We start from the raw sequence: 26109 nt of genomic DNA on the forward strand, positions 1-26109 counted from the left end.
GTCTGTCATTGTGACGATGGGATGCGGAATGCTTTTCTTTTCCGGTAAAAAGCCGTCGTGCCGAGCGCTTGATTTGCAGCCCATTCAAACTTCTCTAAATCATGGCGGGTGACGGCTCTGTCCCGTCGGCTCCATTTAATGGCGCGGACAAAGTAATACCCTTTAATCGGCGCCATGGTGACTTTGGAATGCGGAAAATCTTCAAAGACAAACTCAATAGTTCCTCTTTTTTTATAGGACATTTGAAGAATCTTCATCATCCATCACCTCACGATTTCTGGATTATGATTCGCACAATCCGTCCAAAACGGTTTTCACGTCTGTCGGCCCTTCAAGTTTCGCGGCGGACTGGCCGGCCCATAAAGACATATACTCCGCGTCTCCTGATTGAGCCGCGTGCCCGCGCATCGGCTTTGTCAGCGTATTATGCAGCGGATAAGGCAGCGTTTTCCCCTCGTCAGCTTCATATGTTTTCATGAACTGATTCACGATTCCCCGCGCCTGTTTTCCCGAAAACAGGGTGGTCAGCCGCGTGTCGGCTCCTTTTGTTTCGGCAATGGCTTTTTGATATGCCGGTGAGGCGCTGCTTTCTTCACAAAGGAGAAACGGTGTTCCTACTTGAACGCCGTCCGCACCCAAACAGCGGGCGGCCTGCACGCCGCGGCGGTCAAAAATGCCGCCTGCCGCAATCACCGGGATATTCAGCGCGTCTTTAGCCTGCGGAATCAGCGCCATAAGGCCGAGAGCCGGTTCTCCTTTAACCGGCAGAAACGACCCGCGATGCCCGCCGGCTTCTATTCCCTGAAGAATAACGGCGTCCATTCCCCGTTCTTCAAAAGCCTTCGCTTCCTCCGGCGTTGTCGCCGTGCCGAAAAGGAAACAACCGCTATTCTTCAGCTTTTCCGCCGTTTCTTCCGGCGGCAGGCCGAAGGTGAATGAACACGCTTTGACTCCGTAACGGATCAGAAGCTCCGCTTTTTCCTCGAAATCCTTCCATTCTTCTTTCAGATCAGAGAACGGCTTGGCGTCTTTTGCCCTCGGAATGCGGGCTTTCCATTTTTCAACAAGTTCCGCCTCAGGCATCTGCCTTTCTTCCGGGACGAAAAGATTTACTTGAAAGGAGCGGTCCGTCAGCTCTTTCATCTCGATAAGCTGTTTTTCAAGCGCTTGCGGGCTGACGTATCCTGAAGCGAGGCTTCCGAGCGCCCCTTCATTTGATACCGCCGAAGCCAGACGCGGCGTGACCAGCCCGCCGGCCATCGGCGCCTGAATGACGGGCTTTGTTAATGATAATGCACTCATCCACTCACTCATTTGTTTTCCTCCGTTTCAGCCTGTATTTTGATATAACATGTTCTGTTTCGCGGACCGTCAAATTCGCAAAAATAAACGCCCTGCCATGTTCCGAGTATCAGGCGGCCGTCTTCTATGATGACATGCTGGGAGGCGCCGGTTGTACTCGCTTTCATATGTGCCGCCGTATTTCCCTCCATATGCCGGTCCAGTTCGTGCTCCCACGGATATATTTCATCAAACCTTCTGAGCATATCCCTCTTCACATCCGGATCGGCATTTTCATTTATGGTAATGCCGGCGGTTGTATGGGGACAGTATATGAGCGCCAAACCGTTTTTCACGCCTGTTTTGCGGAGAAACGCTTCAGCTTCATGTGTGATGTCGATCATTTCATCCCGTCTGTTTGTTTGAATCTGCAATTTTTTCAGCATATAGATGCCTCCTTTCTTTTTCTCTTCCTTTCCCATATTCGTTTCTGTATTTGTCTTTTCCTGTCGGATCGCGATGATAAACGCAGATCACAAAAAACTTCAGCCTCGGGACTGAAGTTTTTCACCATATATATACGCGGGCCTCATAAGGCTTTAAAAGAAAGGATGTCACATGCCGATGCGGTGGTGTTTCCATGCTTGCGAGCACGAGCGTATCGGAGTCAAGCGGATAACCGGGATGCCTGTATAAAGCGGGGGTCCGGGACAGATTTGTGATGATCAGGGCGGTTTTTGTTCCGTTTTTCTTAGATAGGCATAAATCTGCCGGTCATTCGGAAGCAGCAATTCATATGTGCCGCTGATCAATACGCCGTGTTCTTTTCTGAGGGCGAGCAGCCGTCTGTAGAAATGGTATACGGATGTTTCATCCTGCATTTGTGATGCAGCATTCAGCCATGTGTGGTTCGGATTCACTCCGAGCCACGGAGAAGCATCAGAAAACCCGCCGTTCGCCTCACCGCTCCATTGCATCGGTGTCCGTGAATTATCCCGGCCCTTCTTCCAGATGATCTTCATCACTTTTTCATGCGGAACGCCGCGGGACGTCTCTTTTTCATACAGATATTTCATTGCGGCGTCATCATAATCTTCAATGGACGGAAACGAAACATTGGTCATCCCGAGCTCCTGCCCCTGGTAAATAAACGGCGTGCCTTTCATCAGCATATACATCGCGGCGAGTGCCTTGGCGCTTTCTGTCAAAAACCGTTCGTCACCCCATACCGAGACGGAACGGGGCTGATCGTGGTTCTCCATAAACAACGCGTTCCAGCCCTTTCCTTCAAGACTGTTCTGCCAGCCGGACAAGACGCGCTTAAGCGCCGGAATGGAGATGCTTTGATCATCTTCCGTATCCCAGAGGCCGAGATGTTCAAATTGAAAAATCATTTGAAAGACGCCGTGTTCTTCACCGGCCCAATCAGCCGCCTCCCAAGCCGCCACTCCGTTCGCCTCGCCGACCGTCATGATCGGATAGCGCGAAAATGTTTCCCGTTTCAGCTCTTTTAAGAGATCCATTATGCCTTCCCCATTCATATGGTACGGGAAAGACGGGACGTACGGGAGACCGTCCGGATTCGGCATGTCAGGGAGCCCTTCTTTTTTCTTAATGTGAGAAATGGCATCCACCCGGAAGCCGTCTATGCCTTTATCAAGCCACCAGCGGACCATCTCATAAACGGACTGCCTCATCGCTTCGTTTTCCCAATTTAAATCAGGCTGTTTTTTGTCAAACAGGTGCAGGTAATACTGGCCGGTCTCTTGATCATATTCCCACGCTGATCCGCCGAAAATGCTTTCCCAATTGTTCGGCTCTTTGCCGTTTTTTCCGTCTCTCCAGATGTACCAGTCCCGTTTTTCGGAATCTTTCGCCGAGCGTGATTCGATAAACCAAGGGTGCTCATCGCTTGTATGGTTGATGACGAGGTCTATAATCAGCTTCATGCCGAGCGCATGGACATCCGCAAGGAGCCGGTCAAAATCCTCCATCGTCCCGAATTCGCCGGCAATTTGTTTATAATTCCGAATATCGTAGCCGTTGTCCGCGCCCGGCGAGTCAAAAACGGGACAAAGCCAGATCACATCCGCCCCCAACTCTTTTATGTAATGAAGCTTTGCTCTGATGCCGTTCATGTCGCCGATTCCGTCCCCGTTCGAATCCATAAAGCTTCGGGGATAAATTTGATAGACGGCCGCCGTTTTCCACCAATCCGTTTTCATACCGACACTCCTTTCTTTACATCATATGAAGGAGCGGGACGAAGAAGCATTTTTTCCATAAAAAAAGCCTCATTGCAAAAGCAGGAGGCTCAGAAATCAGTTTTTTTAATTTCAACGAAGCGGATATGATGGTCTTCCGCTTCCAGCACCTTAAATTCACACCCTTCGGCATGAAACACATCACCATTTTTCAGCTCCATTTTTTGTGTTAAGAGCCAGCCGGCAATCGTGTCAATGTCTTCATTTTCGATGGCGATATCAAGGAGATCATTCACCTCTTCTATGAGCGCCTTGCCGTCCATCACATAATGGTGTTCGCCTTTTTTGACGATGTGGGGCATTTCATCCTGGTCATATTCATCACGGATTTCCCCGACGATTTCCTCCAATATGTCTTCGACGGTCACAAGTCCCGCCGTGCCGCCGTATTCGTCAACGAGAATCGCCATATGAATCCGCTCCTTCTGCATGCGGATCAAAAGCTCCTGAACGGGGATGCTTTCAATGACTCTGATGACCGGACGCATAATTTCTTTTAATTCAATGGAGCGGCCGAGAAAATACGCTTTAAATAAATCCTTATTGTTAATAATGCCGAGAATGTGATCTTTGTCTTCCTTAATAACCGGATATCGCGTATACCGTTCGTTGATGATCAAATGTATGGCTTCATCAACTGACTGTTCAAGCGAGATGGCGGCGATTTCGGTGCGCGGCACCATGATTTCTCTGGCGACCCGGTTATCGAATTCAAATATTTTATTAACGTAACGGAATTCAGATTGATTGATTTGACCTTTTTTATAGCTTTCGGACAAAATCAGCCGCAATTCTTCTTCACTGACCACGACCTCATGTTCTTTCACCGAATGAAAACCGAACAGCTTGACCAAAAATCCGGCTGAGCCGTTTAACAGCTTAATAAACGGATACATCACTTTATAAAACAGAATGAGCGGTTTCGCCGTCCACAAACTGACGGCTTCGGCTTTTTGAATGGATATCGTTTTCGGCGCAAGCTCTCCGATGACGACGTGCAGATACGTGACGGCGATAAACGCCGCAATAAACGTGACGACGTGCGTAATAGATGACGGCATTCCGATCAGGCTGAAAACAGGATGAAGAAGCCGCTGAATCGTCGGTTCACCGAGCCAGCCGAGTCCGAGCGCCGTAATCGTAATGCCGAGCTGGCACGCTGATAAATATTCATCGAGATTTGAAATCACCCTGTGCGCCGCGAGCGCCCGGCTGTCTCCGGTTTCAACCAGCTCCGCGATTTTTGAACCGCGGATTTTGACAATCGCAAATTCCGCAGCGACAAAGATGGCCGTTAATCCGATTAACAGCATAATGAGAATCAGTTTTAATATAAGCAAAAAAACCCCTACCGCAAACGGTAAGGGGCCACCTCCTTCGTGTTAATTCTCATCACGACCATTTAAGAAAATCATCACAAAACGAAGCAGCTCGAATAATGAAACGAGCGCCGCAGCCACATACGTCAGCGCGGCGGCGTTCAGCACTTTATTCACGCCGTGTTCTTCACTGTTGCGAATGAATCCTTCCGACACGATAATCCGCTTCGCCCTCGCGCTGGCATTAAACTCGACAGGCAGTGTGACAAGCTGGAAAAAAACAGCGGCCGAAAACAAAATAATGCCGAGTCCGATTAAGTTCAAGCTGCCCAGGAGCATCCCGCCCAAGAAAAGCAGAGGGGCAACCCCGGAGGCAAAATTGACGACCGGAAAAATTTTGTGCCTCAGCACAAGCGCGCCGTATGATTCCTGATGCTGCAAAGCATGTCCGACTTCATGAGAAGCGACGGAAATGGCGGAAATGGAGCGGCCGTAATATACCGGCTCAGATAAACGCACCACCCGCTCCGTCGGGTCGTAATGGTCTGTTAAAGTGCCTCTTACCGGTTCTACCGGCACATCATATAAACCGTTAATATCAAGAATCCGTCTTGCCGTTTCCGCCCCCGTCCGCTGACTGGAGGCTTCCACGTCTGAGTATTTCTGAAAATTGCTTTTCACTTTAAATTGTGCCCAAAACGACAATCCCAATGCAGCAATTGTTAAAAAGATAAACAGCATATTATCCTCTTCCTTTTTCTCTTATATCGTACGATCTGCTTATATATTATTTTAATGATTGCCCGCTTTCCTGTACAGAAATCCGCTTCTTTTTTCTGACAGGAATCAATCCTCCGAGCATGATGAGGATACACCCGGCCATTCCGATGTAAAACGGAAACGTGCCTGCGGTCTCTTTTGCAAAAACAAGCCATGAAAATCCGCCGGACATGTGATTGTATCCATTCAAATCGAAAATAAGCAATACGGCCGCCGAAGCAAGCAGCTGCGCTCCGGCCAGCGCCGCCAGCAGTTTTTGAATGACCGTCATTTGACTCACCCTTTTTCGGTCCGCTTTCTTTATCATATGAAAAAATAAGGGTGAATATGTTTTCGGTGATTTTTGAAAGACATCAAACGAACTGGGACATACTGTATAAAAAAAGATACAGGTGTGATCGACATGAAAGTGACAAATGGCGAGAAAGAACAGCTGAGCAATGCGATAGACAGAATGAACGAAGGGCTTGACGCCTTCATCCAGCTCTATAATGAATCGGAAAACGACGAACCTCTCATTCAGTTTGAAGATGAGACGGCCGATTTAATCAGACATGCGCGTGACTCATACGGCCAGGAACAGCTGGACAAAAAACTAAACACCATTATTAAGCAGATTTTATCCATCTCTCTGTCGAAAGAAGAGCCGGACGAATGAAATCAAACCGTATATTTATTTCCTGGCTGAGATGGCCGTTATATGTTCGGATCGGGCTGATCATTATCGCCTTGATTTTATTGTTCGGCCAACTCATATACATGCTCGAACCGAAGCAGTTCACGTCTGTGTTTGAAGGGGTTTGGTGGGCGGTGATTACGGTGGCCACAGTCGGCTACGGCGATTACGTTCCGCAGACGCCGCTCGGGCAGATTGCCGGCATGGTGCTTGTATTAAGCGGAGCGAGTTTTGTGACCGCCTATTTCGCCACGCTTTCTTCAGCCGTATTCAGCAAACAGCACCGCTATGTCGAAGGGAAGGTCGCCTTTAAAGGCAAGGGGCACGTCATTCTTATCGGATGGAATGAAAAATCGCATATGCTGCTGAAAGAACTGCAGCACATCGCACCGTCAAAAACTGTCGTCCTGATTGATGATTCATTAAGGGAAGGGCCGCTTATTGAAAACGTCCATTTCATCCGCGGACATGCCGCTGATGACAGCACGCTCAATAAGGCGAATATTACGGAAGCTGATACCGTCATTCTGACAGCGGACCAGCAGAAAAATGAATCCGAAGCTGATATGCTGTCGGTATTAACACTTCTCGCCATCAAAGGGCTGCATCCGTCCGTTTATTGTATCGTAGAAATTTTAACGGAACGGTATGTCAAAAACGCCGAGCGCGCAGGAGCCAATAAGATTCTGTGCACATCACGCCTGTCGAGCCGGGTGATGTTTGAGCATTACCGGGTCAAGCTGCAGCTTGCCAAACCGCAAACGCTGTCAGATCTGACGCTGGAGAAAAAGGTGCGCATCATTCCCGTCCCCGAGGAACTGAAGGGCTCATCTTATCATGACTGTGCGCTCTATTATCTCAAACGGAATACCACGATCATCGGCATACAAAAAGAAGAGGGGCCGATGCTGACCCCTCCCCTGTCATACCAGGTGCTCGATACTGATCTGTTTTTGGCTCTTTAATGCAGCAGGACGTCTTCCAGCTCTTTCACAAGCGAGATGCCGATATCTGTATATGAGCGGTCAATTGCCGCATCCCGCCGTTTCGGCTCGGAGAATTGGTTGAATAATGACTCAAAAACACCGCCGCCTGCTGCATCATCCGTTTCCTGTTGATAAACGTGCCTCAGCAAAAAGGGTGTGCCGATTGTAACGGCGGCCCCCCGTTCATCCAGGTGTCCCTTATTTGCTTCAACAGGGATACGGAGAAATAAATAGCCGTCCTGATCGGAAATTTTGTAATCAAAGAACCCGCGGTCATACTCCCAGCCGCCTCCGATGGTATAACCGATCGGTTTCATCACCTGTTCCAATTCGCGGAGTAAAAACGATTGCCCTTCAAGTGAAGATGGTATGCTGATCATGTGCATATGCTCCTTTTTGTCTTTAGCGTCCCCGCTCTGCGGCATCTTCATACGGCGTCCGGGAAGAACCGGGAGCGGCAGACAGACGCTGAAAAGAGGTAACGGCGCATTCAATCAGAACATACGTCACAATTGCGGAGAGAACGGCTTCCGTTGAAATATAGAAAACGGCGGCATAGAGACAGCACTTCGTGATCAGCGTATGCATCCGGCCAATCTTCAGTTTCAGCCGGACCATGTCCGTAAACAAGCCGAGAGGGAAAGCGAAAAACAGGATGGTTTGCAAGAGGGATTCAGGAGACAGTTTTAGTGCCGAATAGGCGACAGCGGCGGAACAGACGGAAATGAAGACATGCTTACATAAAAGCCGCATCAATTCATCATCACACCTTTCACGGTTTAAAAAAGGCTGACCCGTCATGCTGAGGGCCAGCCTTCTTTTTATTTTTCAAGGCGTTTTTCAAGCTCTGCTTTTTTCTCTTCAAAGCCCGGTTTGCCGAGAAGCGCGAACATATTCACCTTATAGGCTTCAACACCCGGCTGATCAAACGGGTTGACTCCGAGCAGATAACCGCTCATCGCCACCGCTTTTTCAAAGAAATAAACGAGATATCCAAATGTATATGCATTAAGCTCTGGAATATTGACAATTAAGTTAGGCACTTTTCCGTCTGTATGGGCAAGCATCGTGCCTTCGAACGCTTTTTTGTTGACGAAATCGACCGTTTTGCCGGCTAAGTAATTTAAGCCGTCGAGATCATTTTCCGCTTCTTCAATTGTCAGCTCATGCTTCGGTTTTTCAACGTTTAATACGGTTTCAAACAGATCGCGTCTGCCTTCCTGCACGTATTGACCGAGAGAGTGAAGGTCAGTTGAGAAGTTAGCGGAAGAAGGATAGATGCCTTTTTCATCTTTTCCTTCACTTTCGCCGAAGAGCTGCTTCCACCATTCCGCAAAGTATTGCAGCGCAGGCTCATAGTTGATGAGCATTTCAATGGTTCTTCCTTTATTATACAGAACGTTGCGGACGACGGCGTATTGATAAGCCGCGTTCTCTTCTAATTCCGAGCTGGAAAAGTCTTTGCTTGCATCAAGAGCGCCTTTCATCATTTCATCGATATCAGCCCCGCTTACCGCAATCGGCAGAAGGCCTACCGCAGTCAGAACGGAGAAACGTCCGCCGACATCATCAGGAATAACGAACGATTCGAAGCCTTCTTCATTAGAAAGCGTTTTTAAAGCGCCGCGCTCTTTATCAGTTGTCGCATAAATCCGCGCTTTCGCTTCTTCTTTTCCGTATTTTTCTTCAAGAAGTTTGCGGAAAATCCGGAAAGCGATTGCAGGTTCCGTCGTCGTGCCTGACTTAGAAATGACATTGATAGAGAAATCAGCGTCTTCCAAAAGGTCCATAACATCTTTCATATAAGTTGAGCTGATATTGTTGCCGATAAAGATAACTTGAGGGTTTTTGCGCTTATCTTTCGGCAGAACATTATAGAAAGAATGATTGAGCGCTTCAATCGCCGCGCGGGCGCCTAAGTATGAACCGCCGATACCCACGACGAGAAGCACGTCTGAATCTGATTTGATTTTTTCAGCGCTTTTTTTAATGCGCGCGAATTCTTCTTTATCATAGTTTTCAGGGAGGTCCACCCAGCCTAAAAAGTCGCTTCCGGCGCCTGTTTTTTCATGGATATTATGGTGTGCCGTTTTTACGAAATCACGTGCGTATGTAAGTTCATGTTCATTGAAAAAAGGTAACGCTCTTGAGTAATCAAAGCGTACATGCGTCATTTGCTTGTCCCTCCATCACGGTGAATTGTTTTCTCTTTCACTTTATATGAACTCACCCGCTAAATCAAGTCATGAAGAAGGCATGATGAATACGGGATTTGCGCTAAGGATGCGTTCATTTTTTATACAATATCCCGGATTCGAAATAGTTATATTTGTAATAATCGTGAAAGAGGTAACGAATCGAATGTTGGTGATCCAGGAACGTATCACCTTTACTTTGGAGCAGGTTGACATCCATCGCCAATACCGATGGGACGGTTCTTTTTATATAGTACTCCTCTTGAGAGGCTAACGCGCAGGTATATTAAGTAATAAATGTCCATTTTTAAAAATAGTGTCTATATTTGGGGTATCGTGTTAAGATGAAAATAATTTTAAACCGGGAGGTGATTTTATGACTAAAACCATTGGTCTTATTTGTGGAAGTTTACGAAAAAACTCGTATAATCGAGTGATTGCTCAATCATTGATTGACTTCGATAATGCGGCTCAATTTCGCTGGGTTGAAATAGACAATCTTCCTTTTTTTAACGAAGATTTAGAAATTGCAGGAGCACCAGACTCCGTAACATCCTTTAGAGCTGATTTACAAGACGTTGACGGCGTCATCATTGTAAGTCCAGAATACAATTCCTGGATTCCCGGGGTATTAAAAAATGCATTGGACTGGGCATCGAGACCGCGGACCTCTTCTGTTTTAAACAGAAAACCGGTTGGCTTAATCGGCGCAACCCCCGGAGGGTTCGGCACCTCCTTTGGTCAAATGCAAATGAGAGAAGTACTCGAAGCTATGCAAGTCAATGTTCTGCCCTTTCAAAAAATGCTGATTTCGCAAGTCCATGAGAAAATTGATTCCGCTCAAAACATACTTACGGATGAACAAACAAAACGTTATCTTCAACGCTATTTACAACAGTTCATCCATTGGATTGATCATGCTCCGGTTCCCGTTCCGGATTAATTGAAAGATCATCACCCTCACGAAAAGTCACCTCAGAAATAACTTTCTATCTATACAGCATATGAATAGATTTACCGTTTTCCATTGACAAACTGACTTGCCTTAATTCAAGGAGGATGATAAAATGTCTGATCTTTATTCCCGTCTTTCAAAAGATGATGCTGCCGTGCTTTTAGTTGACCATCAAACCGGCCTTATTTCCGGTCTCGTGCGTGACTATGGCGTTGATGAATTTAAAAACAATGTATTGGCTCTCGGTGATACGGCTAAATTCTTTGATTTACCGGTTATTTTAACAACCAGCTTTGAAAATGGACCCAACGGACCGCTCATGCAAGAACTCGCTGATCTCTTTCCTGATGCGCCAAAAATAGCCCGTCCCGGACAAATTAACGCATGGGATAATGAAGACTTTGTTAAAGCCATTGAAGCGACCGGCAAAAAACAGCTGATTATCGCGGGGGTGGTAACAGACGTCTGCGTTGCTTTTCCTGCGCTTTCTGCCATTAAAGCAGGCTACGAAGTGTTTGTTGTGACAGATGCTTCGGGGACGTTTAATAAGCAAGTAGCAGATGCTTCATTAACCCGTATGGCTCATGGCGGCGCGCAGCTGATGAACTGGTTTAGCGCAGCATGCGAGTTACAGCGTGATTGGCGCAACGACGTTGAAGGTTTTGGCGCATTAATCTCCAGTCATCTTCCCGGTTATCAAAACTTAATGGGAAGCTATATGGGGGCGCAGCGGGACCTTAGTACACAAAATGCATAAAAAGGAGCGCTGATTGAATCAGCGCCCCTTTTTTAAATTCGCGGCTCTTTATCTTCATGATTTAGATTTCGTGTAAATAGATGACAGGCAATCGCAAAGTTAATTGGTCCTTTTCTGCTAAATGTACAGAAACAGGGAGTCAAATCCGCATCATGTGATACGGATGAAACGATTTCCATAGTTGTCTCATGGCAAAGGGTGTTTCACTTGCTCCTAATGAACTAATAGAAAATCCGGAAAGAGGGACTCCCAAAACGGTTACATCTGCAGCTTGAAAACCACTCCGGCCTGGAATATGATCTTACAGTGACGCCTTTAAGATGGCAAGTACGTCATCTTTGTTCAGTTTTTGGAAATTGCCGAATCCGCCGTATTCCATTTCTTTTGCGGCGATGTCTGCGATCAGCTCAAGCTTGTCTTCGCCGATGTCATAATCCGCAAGACGGGACGGCGCGCCGAGGCTTGACCAGAACGCGGACAATTTATCGATTCCTTCAAGCGCAATTTCTTTATCCGTTTTGCCTTCAGTATCAATGTCAAACATATTAAGCATGAGGTTTTTAAAACGGTCTACATTTGTATCAAGCGTGTATCTCATCCAGTTCGGGAACAGAATCGCAAGTCCTCCCGCGTGAGGGATGTCATAAACCGCTGATACGGCGTGCTCCATCGTATGGGAAGCCCAATCGCCGAAATAGCCCATTTGCAGCGTGCCGTTTAATGCGATCGTACCCGCGTATAAAATCGTTTCGCGGTGCTTATAGTTCTCAAGGTCTTCCAAAAGTTTCGGCGCTGTTTCAATTACCGTCTGAAGGACCGCAAAACACATTCTGTCCTGAAGCGGCGTGTTTTCAACATTGTGGAAGTATTGTTCAAATACGTGGCTCATCATATCCACCATGCCGTATACGGTTTGGTTTTCCGGAACGCTGAAAGTATTCTCAGGATCTAAAATGGAGAAACGCGGATGAGTGACATTGCTGCCCCATACGAATTTTTCGTTTGTTTCCCAATTTGTGATAACGGAATCAGGATTCATTTCAGAGCCTGTCGCCGCAAGCGTCAGCACCGTGCCGAACGGGAGCGCGTCCTGCGCCGTTACTTTTTTGCTGTAAATGTCCCATGCGTCGGCGTCATATTTCGCACCGGCCGCAATCGCTTTTGTACAGTCGATGACACTTCCGCCGCCGACTGCGAGAAGGAAATCAATCTCATGCTGTCTGCACAGCTCAATTCCTTTATTTACCGTTTCCAGACGCGGGTTCGGTTCAACGCCCGCAAGTTCATGAACGGTTGCGCCTTCTTCTTTTAAGATGCCTGTTACTTGGTCATACAGGCCGTTTCGCTTAATGCTGCCGCCTCCGTAAACAAGCAGCACGTTTTTCCCGTATTGCTTCAGCTCTTTTTTCAATTGGTCGATTTGACCTTTTCCGAAAATCAGTTTCGTCGGATTGTAGTACGTAAAGTTCTCCATTTATCATGACCTCCAAAAAAATCGTAAGGGAATTACTATAACACAGAAAAAAAGGAGCTGCCAATCCGGCCGCCCCTTTATGTTATTACAATGATGCTTTCAGTATCGCAAGCACATCTTCTTTCTGCAGTGACTTGAACTGTCCGAATGCTCCGTTTGCCATCGCTTTATCTGCAATCGTATCCAGCTTCTCATCAGAAATATCATAATCAGCGAGTCTGTTCGGAGCGCCGAGACTCGTCCAGAAATCAGACAGCCTGCTGATTCCTTCAAGTGCGATCTCTTCATCTGATTTGCCTGTCTCGTCAATATCGAAAACACGGACGGCAAGCTGTTTAAAGCGGGTCGGATTTTCTTTGAGCACATGCCTCATCCAGTTCGGGAACAGAATCGCTAAACCTCCGGCGTGCGGTATATCGTAAACCGCTGATACCGCATGCTCGATGTTGTGTGTGGCCCAATCCCCTCTTGCGCCCATTGACAGCATTCCGTTTAATGCGATCGTGCCTGTATATAAAATCGTCTCACGAAGCTCGTAGTTCTCCAGATCATTGATCAGCTTCGGCGCTGTTTCAATCACCGTGCGCAGAAGCGATTCACACATCCGGTCCTGATACGGCGTGTTTGATGTGTGGTGGAAATATTGTTCAAACACATGGCTCATCATATCGACCATGCCGTAAATAGTGTGGTCTTTCGGAACGGTAAAGGTGTTTACCGGATCGAGAATAGAGAATTTAGGGTAAACGAGCGGGCTCCCCCATCCGTATTTCTCTTGTGTCTCCCAGTTTGTGATGACTGATCCGGAGTTCATCTCTGAACCGGTCGCCGCAAGTGTCAGCACTGTTCCGAACGGCAGCGCTTCTTTCGGCTGGTGTTTTTTCGTGACGATATCCCACGCGTCGCCGTCATATTTAGCGCCCGCCGCGATGGCTTTCGTGCAGTCAATGACACTTCCGCCGCCGACGGCCAATAAGAAATCGATGCTGTTTTCTTTACAGAGCGCAACACCTTTGTTCACTGTTGAGACACGCGGATTCGGCTCTACGCCTGCCAATTCATGTACGGTAACTCCGGCTTTTTTCAGCAGTTCGGTTACTTGATCATAAAGACCGCTGCGCTTAATGCTGCCGCCTCCGTATACGAGCAGTACGTTCTTTCCGTACGGCTTGATTTCTTCAGGAAGTTTTTCGACCTCTCCCTTTCCGAAAATCAATTTGGTTGGATTCCAATATGTAAAGTTTTGCATGACATCTCCTCCTTTGGATTTATATTATGCAGAAAGTTGACGTTCAATGTAAAGCAATCCGCTTTTTTGACGGCACACATCACACGGTTTACAGACAGCGGCTTCCCGGGAAAGGCACTTGTACAGCTTGAGACAGTGTGTGATTTACACGGCAGAGAAAGTATGCATAGATTCTTTGCTTTGTCACAATCTATAACTGTTTCACGAATTCATAGAGGAGGTTGTTTACATGAGTGTTATTCAGCGTATCTGTCTCGTATTAACGATTATCGGCGCTATTAACTGGGGACTGATCGGATTTTTCCAATTTGATTTAGTAGCAGCCATCTTCGGCGGCCAAGGATCAGCTCTGTCGCGGATTATTTACGGTCTTGTCGGCATCGCCGGTCTGATCAATCTCGGCCTGCTGTTTAAGCCGAACGAAGAAACATCCCGCGAGGAAGCGGCAAATCCTGAAGTCAGATAAACATAAAAAAAGCACCGAACATACATATCCGGTGCTTTTTTTGATGGTTATTTTTTGATAAGGTCTTTGCGGTTGGACTGTTCGATCCACTCTTCAAGCTTATCTTTCAATGTGTTGAAACCTTGCGGAGCAGATGTTTCTTCAGAAACTTGTGCCGCTTTCGGTTTTCTTGGTTTGCTTTCTTTTCTTTCAGGCGCCGCTTGAGTCGCACGGATAGAAAGGCTGATTTTGCCTTTTTCTTCGTCAACTGCAAGTACTTTTACTTGTACTTCGTCACCGATTGAAAGGTGTTCGTTAATGTCTTTTACGAAACCGTGAGTGACTTCAGAAATGTGAACAAGTCCTTGAGTTTCTTCATCTAATGCAACAAACGCACCATACGCTTGTAATCCTGTTACTTTACCAGTGTAAACACTGCCCACTTCAAATTTTGCTGCCATTCATAACAACTCCTAAGTTAAATTAAATACAGATTATACGCAATTTAAAATTATATCATACAAGTTTGTTTTTCGCAAAGAGAACTTTTTTACATGATCATGTTTAAGCACAGATAAAGGGGGTATACTATGATTACGAAGGCTTTCTAGTATTCCCCCCTTTTATTTGGATGCGAACCGGGTTCGTATCTTTTTTTATGCCCTTTTTTCAACAAACCGTTTGATTCTGACGAGCGCTTCCTGAATCTGCTCAATGGATGTCGCATAGGAACATCTGATGTAGCCTTCGCCGCTCGGGCCGAATACATTCCCCGGAACGACGGCTACTTTTTCTTCAATGAGCAGCTGTTCCGCGAATTCTTCTGAACTCATGCCGGTCGATTGAATGGAAGGAAAGGCGTAAAACGCTCCGCCGGGGTGGTGGCAGCCGAGTCCGATTTCGTTCAATGTTTCCACAATCAGGTTTCGGCGTCTCCGGTAGCTTTTTTTCATTCTTTCGACGTCTTCCTGGCCGTTTTTCAGCCCTTCAAGCGCCGCATACTGAGCCATGGAAGGCGCGCACATCATCGCGTGCTGATGAATTTTGAGCATGGCATCCCTGATCACGGGAGGCGCCGCCGTAAATCCGAGTCTCCATCCCGTCATGGCAAATGCTTTGGAGAAACCTGAAATCAAAATCGTCCGCTCCTTCATGCCGCGGATGGCCCCCATGCTCGTGAATGGCTCATCATACGTCAGCTCGGCATAAATTTCATCGGCAAGCACGATCAAGTCGTGTTTTTCAGCGAAAGCAGCGATGGATTCAAGCTCTTCTTTCGAATAGACGGAACCAGTCGGATTTGACGGCGAGCATAGAAGCAGCGCTTTTGTTTTGTCCGTCAGGGCCGCTTCAAAATCGGCTGCTGATGCTTTGAAACCTTTTGCAGCTACAGTCTGAATCGGCACCGGCTTCGCCCCCGTCAGGGTCACGAGTGATTCATATGCGACAAAACACGGTTCGGGAATTAACATTTCCTCTCCGGGATTCATAATGGCGCGGACAGCGAGATCAAGCGCCTGGCTTGCCCCTACCGTAACGATCAGTTCACTGTCAGGCGAATAACTCAGGCCGAACCGCTGATCTAAATAGCGGCTGATTTCTTCTCTCAGTTCATAAAGACCCGCATTTGCCGTATAAGCCGTATAACCCTGTTCTAAAGAAAGAATACTCGCTTCCCTCACGTTCCAGGCCGTCACAAAGTCAGGCTCTCCTACTCCCAGTGAAATGACGCCTTCCATCGTAGCAGCCAGATCAAAGAATTTGCGGATGCCTGACGGTTTAATCTGCTGCACGTAGTCAGATAAATAAGAAGTCTTCGTTTCCATTTACGGAGACACCACGATTCTTTTGTCATCGTCTCCGCTTTCAAAGACTTTGCCGTCATGCTTATATTTTTTCAGGATAAAGTGCGTTGTCGTGGAAACGACGGACTCAAGGGTGGACAATTTTTCAGACACGAAGCTTGCCACGTCTGACATCGTGTTGCCGCGGATGACGACAGATAAGTCATACACCCCTGACATCAGGTACACTGATTCAACTTCCTGGAATCTGTATATCCGTTCAGCGACTTCATCAAAGCCGACATTTCGTTTCGGAGTGACTTTTACGTCAATCATCGCCGTGACGCCTTCCAGCCCGTCGACTTTGCGCCAGTCGATCATCGCCGCATAATCAATGATGACTTTTTCCTTTTCAAGCTTTTCAATGATGCTTTTGACTTCTTCGGCGGGAATGTTCGCCATTTTCGCGATCGTTTCCGCATCAACGCGGCTGTTTTCGTCTAAAATTTCTAATATTTCTGTTTCTTTTTCGGTCAGCTTCATACGTTTCACACCTTTGCATTATCAAAAATCTTCATGACATTATATCACGATTTTCGACAAATGCTAAGAAAAACCCGAAAGAAACCAGAGCTAAAATCTGACAATCAAAAAAGCCTTTACATTACAACAAAGAAAGGACGGCGAAGGCTCTCATGGAAGCTGTTTCACCCATTAAACGGGCCGCGATAGACGGAGTTGAGCTGTATTACGAGCATTATGAAAATCCCGGCAGACAGACACTCGTCTGCGTACACGGTTTTTTATCTTCGGCATTCAGCTTCAGAAAACTGATCCCGCTGCTCAGAAACCATTATGATATTATCGCCGTTGACCTGCCTCCTTTCGGGCAATCGGAAAAGTCACGGACTTTCGTATATACTTACGCAAACCTCGCCAAGCTTCTGATCGGACTTCTGGAAAAGCTCGGTATCAGCCGGGCCGCACTCATCGGCCATTCGATGGGCGGCCAGATTTCCTTATCCGCGTCTCTTCTCAGACCCGAGCTTTTTTCAAAAATCGTCCTGCTGTGCAGCTCGGGGTATTTAAAGCGCTCGCACCCGTCGATTATATTCGGGACGCACCTCCCTTGTTTTGACCTGTATCTTAAGTATTGGCTTTCAAAAGACGGTGTGCTGAAAAACCTGTTAAATGTCGTTCACGACCGGACGCTTATCGATCAGGAAATGATTGACGGTTACGAAAAACCATTTACAGACCGCCAGATTTTCAAAGCGATGACAAGGTTCATCAGACACAGGGAGGGCGATTTAGAGCCCGAGGATTTGAAGAAAGTGCAAAACCCCGCTCTTTTAATATGGGGAGAAGAAGACCGGGTCGTTCCGGTCTCAGTCGGAAAACGGCTTCATGACGACCTGCCGGATTCCATTCTGTATTCACTCAAAGATACGGGACACCTCGTACCCGAAGAGCGCCCGGAGTTTGTTTCAGAGCGGATTTTTGAATTTATTCAATAAAAAAACCGGCGGGAACCGCCGGTTTTTAAGGGGTGCAGGAGCTGCTTTCTTTTATGAACAGAAGCTGCTCGGCGGCCTTTTGGCAGCCTTCGATCGGAAGCTTTTGCTCAAATGAAGCTTCAAAGATATCCTGAATGGCTGCTGCCAGCTTGTCGGCACGGTCTTCACTGTAGACGGCCTGAACGATGTCGGCGGCTTCTGTCTCATAAAAATCTTCTCCATATTTAAACGGGTCCCACTTGGCAATGATTTTCATCATTTCCATGACCGCTTGGCTTTCTTCCATTTTCATCACCGCTTATAATAAAGTTTGCAAATCTATTTTATCATAGATACGCTGTGCAAAATAATGATACTACAGGAGTGACATACATGAACTTTGATCTTCGAGAAAACCGTCTTGGCACACAATCGGTGAAATGGGACAAGGCGGAAGCGTTATTCGGCGTATCGGATGCACTTCCGATGTGGGTTGCCGATATGGATTTCCGCGCTCCCGAAGCGGTCACTGACGCCTTAAAAGCCCGCCTTGACCACGGCATATTCGGTTATACGGCTCCTGACGAAAACACAAGAGAAGCCGTCGCTTCATGGCTTGAGACACGGCACGGCTACCGGCCCGATCCCGCAAGCATCACGTTCAGTCCCGGAGTTGTCACGGCAATCAGCATGGCAGTACAAGCCTTTACCGAACCGGGCGATCCGGTGTTGATTCAATCACCGGTGTATACGCCTTTTTATCAGATGATCAAGGAAAACAAACGGCAGGTTTTACATAACCCATTACGGGAAGAAAACGGCGTCTACTGCATGGATTTTGAGGATCTTGAGAAAAAGCTGAACGATTCTGAGGTCAAGCTGATGATTCTTTGTAATCCCCACAATCCGTCCGGCAGAGCGTGGAGCCGGGATGAGCTTATGAAGCTCGGATCGCTGTGCGCCGCCCATAACGTCACCGTCGTTTCTGACGAGATACATTCCGACTTGATGCTGTACGGAAAGCCGCATACGCCTTTTGCTTCTCTGTCTGAGGAGTTTGCGCGGATTTCCGTTACTTGTGTCGCGCCGAGCAAGACGTTTAATATTGCCGGCATTCAGGCATCCGCCATTATCATTCCCGACCGTTATAAGCGGGCGAAATTCTCCGCCGCATTGCATCAGAACGGGATTTCCAGCCTCAACACATTTGCGGTTGCAGCAATCGAAGCGGCTTATACAAAGGGAGGCCCTTGGCTTGACGCGCTGATTCCTTACATTGAAGGGAATATGAAATTGGCTGAGGACTTTTTAAGAAAAGAATTGCCGAAAGTCCGCATGATGAAACCTGACGCTTCCTATTTGATCTGGATGGATTTCAGCGGATACGGATTTTCGGATGCCGAGCTCAAAGAAAGAATGCTCAAAAAAGGGAAAATCATATTAGAGCCGGGAACGAAATACGGACCGGGCGGCGAAGGATTTATGAGACTTAATGTCGGCTGTTCAGCCGCAACCGTAAAAGAAGGGCTTGAGAGAATGAAAGCAGCGCTCGCTTAGCAGCGGAAAGAACGCCTTTATCAGACGAGATAAGGGCGTTCGCTTTAGAGAAATATATACTTTTTTTGCCGGTAAAGATGTTATAATAGATTCATATTTACATAGGAAAGGATTTCGCATAAATGGAGATTGTAAAGGATTACCTGCTTCACTTCTCTTTTATTTTATTCCCTATTTTTCTTTATCAAGTCTTCTGGCTCAGCAAGCCCGATTTGCTTGTACCGAGAGCGAACCGCCTGCTGGTCGCCGTATTTGCAGCGGCATCTTCATTATTATGTACGGCTTTTCCCATCCAGGAGCTTCATTCCGTCCGTTACGGTTTGCAGCTGATTCCCATTATCGTCTGCCTGCTTTATTCCGGTACCGCAGCAGGACTTGCCGCAGGGGCGGCATCCGTTTTTTTCAGCTCATATGGTTTGAACCTTCCGCTCTTTTTTTCTTATCCTTAATTCCTTTTTTAATCATCATCCCTATCCAGCTCCAAACGAAATGGCCTTTTTTCTCAAAGCGGAAGAAACTGCTTTTCGCTCTTCTCATCGGCTGCACTGAAACCGCCTTATTAACCGCATCTGTCTTCATCTATTCCGTGACCAATATTTTCAATTTTCAAAATCTATCTTCCGTTTATTATGAGGCGGCAGTATCCGTTTTTTTTCAAGTCAGCGCCCTTTTGCTGTGCATTTATTTGATTGAGATCATCGATGAGAATGCGTCCATGCGGGCAAGGCTGATTCACTCAGAAAAAATGGCCGTCGTCAGCGAGCTTGCGGCAAGCGTCGCCCATGAAGTCCGCAATCCGCTTACGGTCGTCAGAGGTTTTGTGCAGCTGCTGTTCAGCGGCGAGCAGCTTCAGGACAAATCCCACTCCGGATATCAGAAACTTGTGCTGTCCGAACTCGACCGGGCTCAGACGATCATTACGAATTATCTTGATATGGCGAAGCAGGATGACTATGAAAAAGAAAAGTTTGATATTTCTCTGCTCGTAAAGGAAACAGGTTCCTTAATGGAGTCTTATGCCAATTTTAAATCGGTGACCGTGACTGTTCAAAGCGAGCCTGATTTATATGTGTTCGGCGATGTAAAAAAACTGAAACAGGCCTTCATTAATCTGATTAAAAACAGTATTGAAGCCGTGCCCTCTGAAAACGGCCGAATCGAGGTCTCCGTCCAAAAACAGGAAGAGATGATTCTCATTCAGATTACGGATAACGGAATCGGCATGTCCGATGAAGAACTGCAGAAACTCGGCAAACCGTATTATACGCTGAAAACGAACGGCACCGGGCTCGGGCTTACCGTGACATTCTCGATTATTCAGCATCATGAAGGCTCCGTCTATTTCACCAGCGGCGAGTACTCGGGCACAACGGCTTCAGTCAGGCTTCCGGCAGCTGTTCACTAGCCAATCGCGTTGATCTTTTATAGAATAACTAGAGAGAGGTGAACGCTATGAATTCGTTTGAAATCGGCACAATCGTAAAAGGGTTTTATAAAACAGGAGCATACATAGGGGAAGTGACAGACGTCAGGCCCAATCACTATTTAGTGAAAATTAAAGCCGTTCTGACGCATCCCGCTCAAGGAGATCTTCATCATCCGAAGCAGGCGGATGTTCCGTTCTTTCATGAAAGAAGAGCGCTTGCATTCGGGGAACAGACAAACATACCGCATCAGATGGTCAAACCGTTTGATGGCGAAGTTCCTGATTATACGGCTTCCTTACAAGCGGCGTCTGCCCGGCTGAAAGATCAGCTTACAGCGGACGGCTCAGAATGGGCGGAACGTTCGCTCGCCAACTTGGCCGCGTTAGAGCGTGACTATTTTAAAAGAACTTGACCCAGTCGGCATGATTGGGTTTTTTATGTGGCCCGGCGAAACAGTTCAGTCAGATCGACGCGATCACCGATCGTCGGAGGTTTCGGTTTTTCAAGATATTGTTTATCCCGCTCGACAAGCTTGAATAATTTGTATGTCGTCCGCGCATCATCCAGCGCTTTGTGATGTGTGCCCGTTCCTTTATCGCCATACTCTTCCGCCGCTTTCCAAAGGCCGGTCAATGTTCTGTCGCCGAAGAAGTTTTTGTATTCAAGGGACAGATCCCGAAGTTCTCCTTTGAACGGAAAAGGGATGTGGTTAAACATGCAATTTTGCTTTAACACTTTCATATCCATATTGCCCCAGGTGACGATCGTGCAGTTTTTATCAGGATCAAGCTCATTTAATTTGCGGATGAATTCATTAAACGTGATTCCGCCGTCCACGTCTTTTTGGGTGATGTTCAGAAAGGTTTTGCATCGTTTCGTCAGCTTTGGAAATTTTTTCGGTTTGATATAACTCGAAAACGTTTCAGTCACTTCATCATTCACCGTCTTGACAATCCCCGCTTCAATAATCTCGGGAAAGAAATTTTGCGGGCTGTATTTTCCGTCAGGCATCGTAAATTCAAAATCAATAATGAGCAGACTGCGCTGATCCACTTTTTTTACACCTGCCTTTCCTCCGATCAAAAATGATATTTTATGATAGTATATCAGTTTCCCCTCTGAAACTTTCTTCATTTTCTAAAAATAATGAATTTTCCTATATATGCATCGAAAATACAAATACCGGATTCATTCCTATATACTAATGATTAGACACACGAAAATTAAAGAAGGTGATGTTATTTCTGTCCGTAAGAAGAACTTCGTCGTCATTTGGATTACAAATTTCTTTATTTCCGCCAGCATGACCATGATTGTTCCGTTTCTTTCGTTATATATCGAAACGATCAGCCCCCATTCGGGCGGGTATGTGCAGAGATGGAGCGGGTATGTGTTCGGCGTCACGTTTTTAATGGCGTTTGTGATTTCCCCGTTTTGGGGCAGATTCGGCGATAAGCGCGGCTACAAAAAAATTCTCTTGATCACAGGCACCGGCATTGCCGTCAGCATTTTATTGATGGGGTTTGTGACATCGGTTTATCAGCTGTTTGTCCTGCGGCTGCTTATGGGCCTTGTAACAGGCTTTGTTCCGACATCGCTTGCCATGATTTCGGCGCAGACGCCGAAAGAGACTGCCGGGAAAACGCTCGGCACGCTGCAGATGGGTCAGGTGTCAGGCACTTTATTCGGACCGATGCTGGGCGGGCTGCTCGCTGACAGCTTCGGGTTTACGTACACATTTTTTATTACGTCTTTTGTTATTTTCGTATCCGTGCTTCTCGTTTTATTTCAGGTGAATGAGCAGCCGCTCGGCGAGAAACAAAACAAGCGGAAAACCTATTCCAGAAAACAGGTGCTCTCCTATATTTTTCACCAGCCCGCGCTTTGGGCGATGATGGTGCTTACCATGATCGTGCAGACCGGCAATTTCAGCATCCAGCCGCTGCTCGCTTTATATGTCAATGAGCTGCACGGACCTGTTAATTTAGCCTTTTTCTCCGGAATGGCGTTTTCAGCGACCGGACTCGGAAGCTTATTGCTTGCCCGGAAATGGGGGGACTTCGGCGACCGCTTCGGCCACAGCCGGATCTTAATCGTGCTTTTGATTGCATCAGCGGTGTTTTTTATTCCGCAGGCGCTCGCCTCCTCCCTCTCCATTCTGTTAGTCTTCAGATTTCTGTTCGGCATGGTCATGGGCGGCACGCTCCCCTGCATTACGGCCGCGATCCGCGTCAGGGCGCCGGGCAGCATCCAGGGAGAGGTGCTCGGCTATAACGTCAGCTTTCGTTTTCTCGGAAACGTGCTCGGCCCTCTGCTCGGAGGTGCGGTCTCAAGCGGTTTTTCTATTTCGGCTGCTTTCTACGTCACCGCCTTTCTCTTTTTAATAGGCGCGGGGCTTTTATGGATGGCGGGACATCTGCAAAAGGATACAGCGTCAAATGCGGGCTGACCGGCAGCGATCACGATTTCTTCTAAATTTAACCTTCTCGTATTCTTAAAAGAATGATACGATATGGCTAGAAATCAGGAGAAAGAGAGTGACCATGGTACGTAAAATAATCGGATGGATTTTGCTGCTCGGCATTATCCCGTTGTGTGCATTTACAGTTATTGCTTCCGGCAAAGAGGTAAAACAAATCAAGCCTTTTGATCAGGTGCTCGATAAACATATTGACTTAAAAGCGATCAACCTGGTTCAAAACAGTTACATGTATGACAGGGACGGAAGCCTTGTTTCTGAGATTGTCAGCGATCATGAGAACCGCGTGATCGTGCCCTTTAATAAAATACCGAATGAGGTAAAACAGCTGTTTTTAACCTCTGAAGACCGCCATTTTTATGAGCATAAAGGGTTTGACTTTATGGGGATGGTCAGGGCGGCCGCCTCCAATTTCAAAGATCATAAAATTGACCAGGGCGCCAGCACCATCACCCAGCAGCTGGCAAGGAATGTGTATTTAAGCCATGAACGCACCTTCAGCCGAAAGCTGACGGAGCTGGCCTATTCCTATCAGCTTGAGAAAAAATACAGCAAAGATGAGATTTTAGAAGGCTACTTAAATACAATTTATTTTAATAACGGCGTATACGGTGTCGGTTCAGCGGCACAATTTTATTTCAGCAAGCCGCTGAAATCTCTCACTTTGGGAGAGATGGCCTTTATCTGCGCCATTCCTAATAACCCTACATTATATGATCCTCTCAAGCATTTTGATTATACGAAAAAACGACAAGTCAGATTGCTTAACGGATTGAAAAAAGCAGGCGTTATATCCGGGAAACAGCTGAAAAAAGCCGAAAAGGAAAAGATCAAGCTTGATATAAACGAAAAACAAATAAATATCCTGACTATGTTTCCTATGTAAATGATGAATTCACACAGCTTGTTTCCTCATCTGAAGGCTATGACAAACGTCTTGAAAAAGCTTCCGGAAAGGCGAAACAAAAAATACAGAGTGAGCTTTCCGACAGAGTCAGCACATTGTTAAAAGACGGCGTGAAGATTTATACGGCGCTGAATCCGTATATGCAAAACCAAGTCGTCGCCCAAGTGAATCAAAATCTGCCGTATGCAGGCGTCCAGGGCGGAGCGGCCGTGATTAATCATCAGACACATCAGATTATCGCGCTTTCAGGCGGGAAAGATTATCATAAATATGATTTCAACCGCGCCTATCAAGCATACAGACAGCCCGGTTCATCCATTAAGCCGCTGCTTGATTACGGACCTTACATTGAAAAGACCGGCGCAACGCCACACAGCAAGATTGACGCAAGCAAATTCTGCAGTGCGGATTACTGCCCGCAGAACTATAATAACCGCACGTACGGCACGGTTACCCTGGAAACGGCGTTTAAATACTCGTACAACACACCGGCCATCAGAATCATGGACCGCGTCGGCGTCAATAAGGCGTTCAGCTACCTTGAACCGTTTCATTTCGCGAAGCTGGTCAGCGCGGATTACCGTCTGCCTGCGGCGCTGGGCGGTTTTACAAACGGCATGACGCCGCTTGAAATGACCAATGCGTATACCACGTTCGGCAACAACGGTGTTTATACGCCGAGTCACGCGATTACAAAAGTGACTGATTTAAAAGGAAAAACGATATTAAAATGGAAAGATGAGCCGGCGCAGGTATTCAGCGTGCGGACCAACATGCAGATCAAAGAAATGATGAAAGCCGTCGTCAAAAGCGGAACAGGAAAGAAAGCGAACTTTAAAGCTCCGTACGTCGGCGGAAAATCAGGAACGTCAAATGACTATCACGATATGTGGTTTGTCGGCCTGACGGATGCTTATACGATGGGGGTATGGGTCGGCAAGGATACACCGTCAAGCGTCGAATACCTTCATGACGCAAGCCCTCAGCTTTCAATCTGGAAAAACACGCTGCAGGCAGCTTATTAAAGATAACGGAGGGGATCCGCTTTGAAACCAGCTCAGCTTCCGGACCGCGTGCTTTTGTTTGACGGCGTCTGCAACTTATGCAGCGGCGCCGTTCAATTCATCATTAAACGCGATCCGGCCGGCAAAATCTCATTTGCTTCATTGCAATCAGATACCGCCCGGGAGCTTTTGGCATCAGAAGGACTTCCGACAGAACAATTTGACAGCATGATTTTCATCGAAAACGGGCGAATATACAAAAAATCCGCAGCCGTGTTAAAGGTTTCCCGTCATCTCCGCGGAGCCTGGCGGCTGTCAGCGATTTTTTTCGCAGTGCCCCGCCCCCTCAGGGACAGAGCCTATTCTTTCATCGCCCGGCGCCGTTACAAATGGTTCGGAAAAAGGGAAGCATGCATGCTCCCCTCCCCTGAGATCAAAAACAGATTTCTGTCTTAACAAAAATGGCTAGCTTACACAGGTAAGCTAGCCATTATGCTATTATAAAGCTTGATAAAGATGTACAAAATACCGATAACAAAAGTAAACCAAAACAGAATCTCAAGCAATATAAAACCGATCAGCGAAACGATCGAGAGTGTCGAATAGATTCTGTACACCATGAAAATCAAATAAACGAGCGTAACAACGGCAAATAACGCCGCAATCCAAAAACCATTCTGCACGAGCGCAAAGGAAAGAATTCCTCCGCCTACATAAATTAAAGAGCCTAATCTGATTTTTTTCAGATTGTCCCCTTCAGGGTCATTTGTGAAAAACAAAAGAGACAGCTCTGTCACTGTGTTTGCAATCAGCTTCAAAGCCGAAAAAAGCATAAAATACACAAGGGCGAACGCTGCAAAAAGCGCCAGTCTGATCCCTTTCTCAGAGAAATAATCCAGCATCCCCTGATACATGCCGAGCGTCTGAAGTATCTTCATGACATAAAGCGAGGTAGAAATGGATAATGACGAACTAAAAAGCAGAATCGCAACGAGCGGAAAATAACCCGTCCAATAAGTATTTTTCATATAAAAAGTCCCTTTCTGTAATCTACCTCACTTATTATGGAGGACT

General features: G+C 46.9%; 27 protein-coding genes and 3 pseudogenes. 12 read left to right on the top strand and 18 right to left on the bottom strand.

Features of this window, described 5'->3' with window-relative positions; all coding sequences use genetic code 11:
* Positions 1 to 5 precede the first annotated feature (5 nt).
* From D368_RS08490 to D368_RS08520, 7 genes and pseudogenes are all read right to left on the bottom strand, one after another.
* Entirely contained in the window at positions 6 to 257 is a 252-nt protein-coding gene (locus D368_RS08490; protein ID WP_007408636.1) for a hypothetical protein, read from the bottom strand.
* Positions 258 to 282: 25 nt separating this feature from the next.
* Positions 283 to 1314 carry a nitronate monooxygenase gene (locus D368_RS08495; RefSeq protein ID WP_061890785.1) on the bottom strand — a complete coding sequence of 344 codons (1032 nt, stop codon included), beginning with the start codon at positions 1312 to 1314 and terminating at the stop codon, positions 283 to 285.
* Positions 1311 to 1727, bottom strand: coding sequence for a secondary thiamine-phosphate synthase enzyme YjbQ (locus tag D368_RS08500; RefSeq protein ID WP_033574926.1), 417 nt, complete (start codon positions 1725 to 1727; stop codon positions 1311 to 1313). Before D368_RS08500 ends, D368_RS08495 begins: the two co-directional genes overlap by 4 nt.
* 121 nt (positions 1728 to 1848) lie before the next feature.
* Positions 1849 to 3506 (bottom strand): annotated as a pseudogene (locus D368_RS08505) (glycoside hydrolase family 13 protein).
* Positions 3507 to 3595: 89 nt separating this feature from the next.
* Entirely contained in the window at positions 3596 to 4885 is a 1290-nt protein-coding gene (locus D368_RS08510; protein ID WP_007408640.1) for a hemolysin family protein, read from the bottom strand.
* A 42-nt stretch (positions 4886 to 4927) separates the two neighbouring features.
* Entirely contained in the window at positions 4928 to 5605 is a 678-nt protein-coding gene (locus tag D368_RS08515; protein ID WP_003152125.1) for a zinc metallopeptidase, read from the bottom strand.
* 46 nt (positions 5606 to 5651) lie between these two features.
* Complete coding sequence (locus D368_RS08520) at positions 5652 to 5915, bottom strand: YuzI family membrane protein (protein WP_014305698.1); 264 nt, start codon at positions 5913 to 5915, stop codon at positions 5652 to 5654.
* Positions 5916 to 6047: 132 nt separating this feature from the next.
* On the opposite strand from D368_RS08520, the gene D368_RS08525 reads away from it, so the two are divergent.
* Both D368_RS08525 and D368_RS08530 read left to right on the top strand, forming a co-directional pair.
* A complete protein-coding gene (locus tag D368_RS08525) occupies positions 6048 to 6302 on the top strand; it encodes a protein mistic (RefSeq protein WP_039254102.1) in 255 nt (84 codons plus the stop codon).
* Positions 6299 to 7285, top strand: a complete 987-nt coding sequence (locus D368_RS08530) for a potassium channel family protein (RefSeq protein WP_015240465.1) — start codon at positions 6299 to 6301, stop codon at positions 7283 to 7285. Before D368_RS08525 ends, D368_RS08530 begins: the two co-directional genes overlap by 4 nt.
* Here D368_RS08530 and D368_RS08535 read toward each other — a convergent pair.
* Genes D368_RS08535 through D368_RS08545 form a run of 3 tightly spaced genes read right to left on the bottom strand, consistent with a single transcriptional unit; the run spans position 7282 to position 9480 of the window.
* Positions 7282 to 7686: a YugN-like family protein gene (locus D368_RS08535; protein ID WP_003152121.1), complete on the bottom strand. Its 405-nt coding sequence runs from the start codon at positions 7684 to 7686 to the stop codon at positions 7282 to 7284. The genes D368_RS08530 and D368_RS08535 overlap by 4 nt on opposite strands.
* Positions 7687 to 7708: 22 nt before the next feature.
* A complete protein-coding gene (locus tag D368_RS08540; protein WP_101562383.1) occupies positions 7709 to 8107 on the bottom strand; it encodes a transporter in 399 nt (132 codons plus the stop codon).
* Positions 8108 to 8127: 20 nt separating this feature from the next.
* Complete coding sequence (locus tag D368_RS08545; RefSeq protein ID WP_007408647.1) at positions 8128 to 9480, bottom strand: glucose-6-phosphate isomerase; 1353 nt, start codon at positions 9478 to 9480, stop codon at positions 8128 to 8130.
* Positions 9481 to 9877: 397 nt separating this feature from the next.
* Between D368_RS08545 and D368_RS08555 the strand changes: the two genes are divergently transcribed.
* Together D368_RS08555 and ycaC are read left to right on the top strand one after the other, a co-directional pair.
* Positions 9878 to 10444 carry an NADPH-dependent FMN reductase gene (locus tag D368_RS08555; RefSeq protein WP_128574721.1) on the top strand — a complete coding sequence of 189 codons (567 nt, stop codon included), beginning with the start codon at positions 9878 to 9880 and terminating at the stop codon, positions 10442 to 10444.
* A 124-nt stretch (positions 10445 to 10568) separates the two neighbouring features.
* Complete coding sequence (ycaC, locus tag D368_RS08560; RefSeq protein ID WP_003152112.1) at positions 10569 to 11213, top strand: isochorismate family cysteine hydrolase YcaC; 645 nt, start codon at positions 10569 to 10571, stop codon at positions 11211 to 11213.
* Positions 11214 to 11514: 301 nt separating this feature from the next.
* Here the strand turns inward: ycaC and D368_RS08570 are convergent, their stop codons facing one another.
* Together D368_RS08570 and D368_RS08575 are read right to left on the bottom strand one after the other, a co-directional pair.
* A complete protein-coding gene (locus tag D368_RS08570) occupies positions 11515 to 12687 on the bottom strand; it encodes an iron-containing alcohol dehydrogenase (RefSeq protein ID WP_101562384.1) in 1173 nt (390 codons plus the stop codon).
* 85 nt (positions 12688 to 12772) lie between these two features.
* Entirely contained in the window at positions 12773 to 13936 is a 1164-nt protein-coding gene (locus D368_RS08575) for an iron-containing alcohol dehydrogenase (RefSeq protein ID WP_039254089.1), read from the bottom strand.
* A gap of 229 nt (positions 13937 to 14165) precedes the next feature.
* On the opposite strand from D368_RS08575, the gene D368_RS08580 reads away from it, so the two are divergent.
* Positions 14166 to 14402 carry a DUF378 domain-containing protein gene (locus D368_RS08580; RefSeq protein WP_003152104.1) on the top strand — a complete coding sequence of 79 codons (237 nt, stop codon included), beginning with the start codon at positions 14166 to 14168 and terminating at the stop codon, positions 14400 to 14402.
* Positions 14403 to 14449: 47 nt separating this feature from the next.
* Here D368_RS08580 and yugI read toward each other — a convergent pair whose 3' ends face one another.
* From yugI to D368_RS08595, 3 genes are all read right to left on the bottom strand, one after another.
* On the bottom strand, positions 14450 to 14842 hold the full coding sequence (gene yugI / locus D368_RS08585; protein ID WP_003152102.1) for a S1 domain-containing post-transcriptional regulator GSP13: 393 nt from the start codon (positions 14840 to 14842) through the stop codon (positions 14450 to 14452).
* Between the two features lie 195 nt (positions 14843 to 15037).
* Positions 15038 to 16207: an aminotransferase gene (locus D368_RS08590; protein WP_003152100.1), complete on the bottom strand. Its 1170-nt coding sequence runs from the start codon at positions 16205 to 16207 to the stop codon at positions 15038 to 15040.
* On the bottom strand, positions 16208 to 16708 hold the full coding sequence (locus tag D368_RS08595; RefSeq protein ID WP_003152098.1) for an Lrp/AsnC family transcriptional regulator: 501 nt from the start codon (positions 16706 to 16708) through the stop codon (positions 16208 to 16210).
* 152 nt (positions 16709 to 16860) lie between these two features.
* Here D368_RS08595 and D368_RS08600 point away from each other — a divergent pair, with 152 nt between their 5' ends.
* Complete coding sequence (locus tag D368_RS08600) at positions 16861 to 17682, top strand: alpha/beta fold hydrolase (protein WP_003152096.1); 822 nt, start codon at positions 16861 to 16863, stop codon at positions 17680 to 17682.
* 25 nt (positions 17683 to 17707) lie between these two features.
* On the opposite strand, the gene D368_RS08605 is transcribed toward D368_RS08600, so the two are convergent.
* Positions 17708 to 17968: a DUF1871 family protein gene (locus D368_RS08605; RefSeq protein WP_039254081.1), complete on the bottom strand. Its 261-nt coding sequence runs from the start codon at positions 17966 to 17968 to the stop codon at positions 17708 to 17710.
* 86 nt (positions 17969 to 18054) lie between these two features.
* On the opposite strand from D368_RS08605, the gene D368_RS08610 reads away from it, so the two are divergent.
* From D368_RS08610 to kapB, 3 genes and pseudogenes are all read left to right on the top strand, one after another.
* Positions 18055 to 19218, top strand: a complete 1164-nt coding sequence (locus D368_RS08610) for a MalY/PatB family protein (protein ID WP_031378409.1) — start codon at positions 18055 to 18057, stop codon at positions 19216 to 19218.
* Between the two features lie 122 nt (positions 19219 to 19340).
* A pseudogene (locus D368_RS08615) lies at positions 19341 to 20623 on the top strand (ATP-binding protein).
* A 47-nt stretch (positions 20624 to 20670) separates the two neighbouring features.
* The gene (kapB, locus tag D368_RS08620) at positions 20671 to 21057 is read left to right on the top strand and encodes a kinase-associated lipoprotein KapB (protein WP_003152087.1); all 387 of its coding nucleotides are present in this window, start codon (positions 20671 to 20673) and stop codon (positions 21055 to 21057) included.
* A gap of 23 nt (positions 21058 to 21080) precedes the next feature.
* On the opposite strand, the gene kapD is transcribed toward kapB, so the two are convergent.
* Positions 21081 to 21698, bottom strand: a complete 618-nt coding sequence (gene kapD, locus D368_RS08625; protein WP_003152084.1) for a 3'-5' exonuclease KapD — start codon at positions 21696 to 21698, stop codon at positions 21081 to 21083.
* 151 nt (positions 21699 to 21849) lie between these two features.
* Here kapD and D368_RS08630 point away from each other — a divergent pair, with 151 nt between their 5' ends.
* The 3 genes and pseudogenes from D368_RS08630 (at position 21850) to D368_RS08640 (ending at position 25491) form a co-directional block, all read left to right on the top strand.
* A complete protein-coding gene (locus D368_RS08630; RefSeq protein WP_032862488.1) occupies positions 21850 to 23094 on the top strand; it encodes a multidrug efflux MFS transporter in 1245 nt (414 codons plus the stop codon).
* An 88-nt stretch (positions 23095 to 23182) separates the two neighbouring features.
* Positions 23183 to 25056 (top strand): annotated as a pseudogene (locus D368_RS08635) (transglycosylase domain-containing protein).
* 21 nt (positions 25057 to 25077) lie between these two features.
* On the top strand, positions 25078 to 25491 hold the full coding sequence (locus D368_RS08640; protein ID WP_003152080.1) for a thiol-disulfide oxidoreductase DCC family protein: 414 nt from the start codon (positions 25078 to 25080) through the stop codon (positions 25489 to 25491).
* A 14-nt stretch (positions 25492 to 25505) separates the two neighbouring features.
* On the opposite strand, the gene D368_RS08645 is transcribed toward D368_RS08640, so the two are convergent.
* Positions 25506 to 26063 (bottom strand): YufK family protein, encoded by a 558-nt coding sequence (locus tag D368_RS08645; protein WP_007408662.1) that lies wholly within the window; start codon positions 26061 to 26063, stop codon positions 25506 to 25508.
* Positions 26064 to 26109: the final 46 nt, after the last annotated feature.

This window comes from Paenibacillus lentimorbus NRRL B-30488 (assembly GCF_000411595.1).
GTDB classification, from domain to species: domain Bacteria; phylum Bacillota; class Bacilli; order Bacillales; family Bacillaceae; genus Bacillus; species Bacillus velezensis.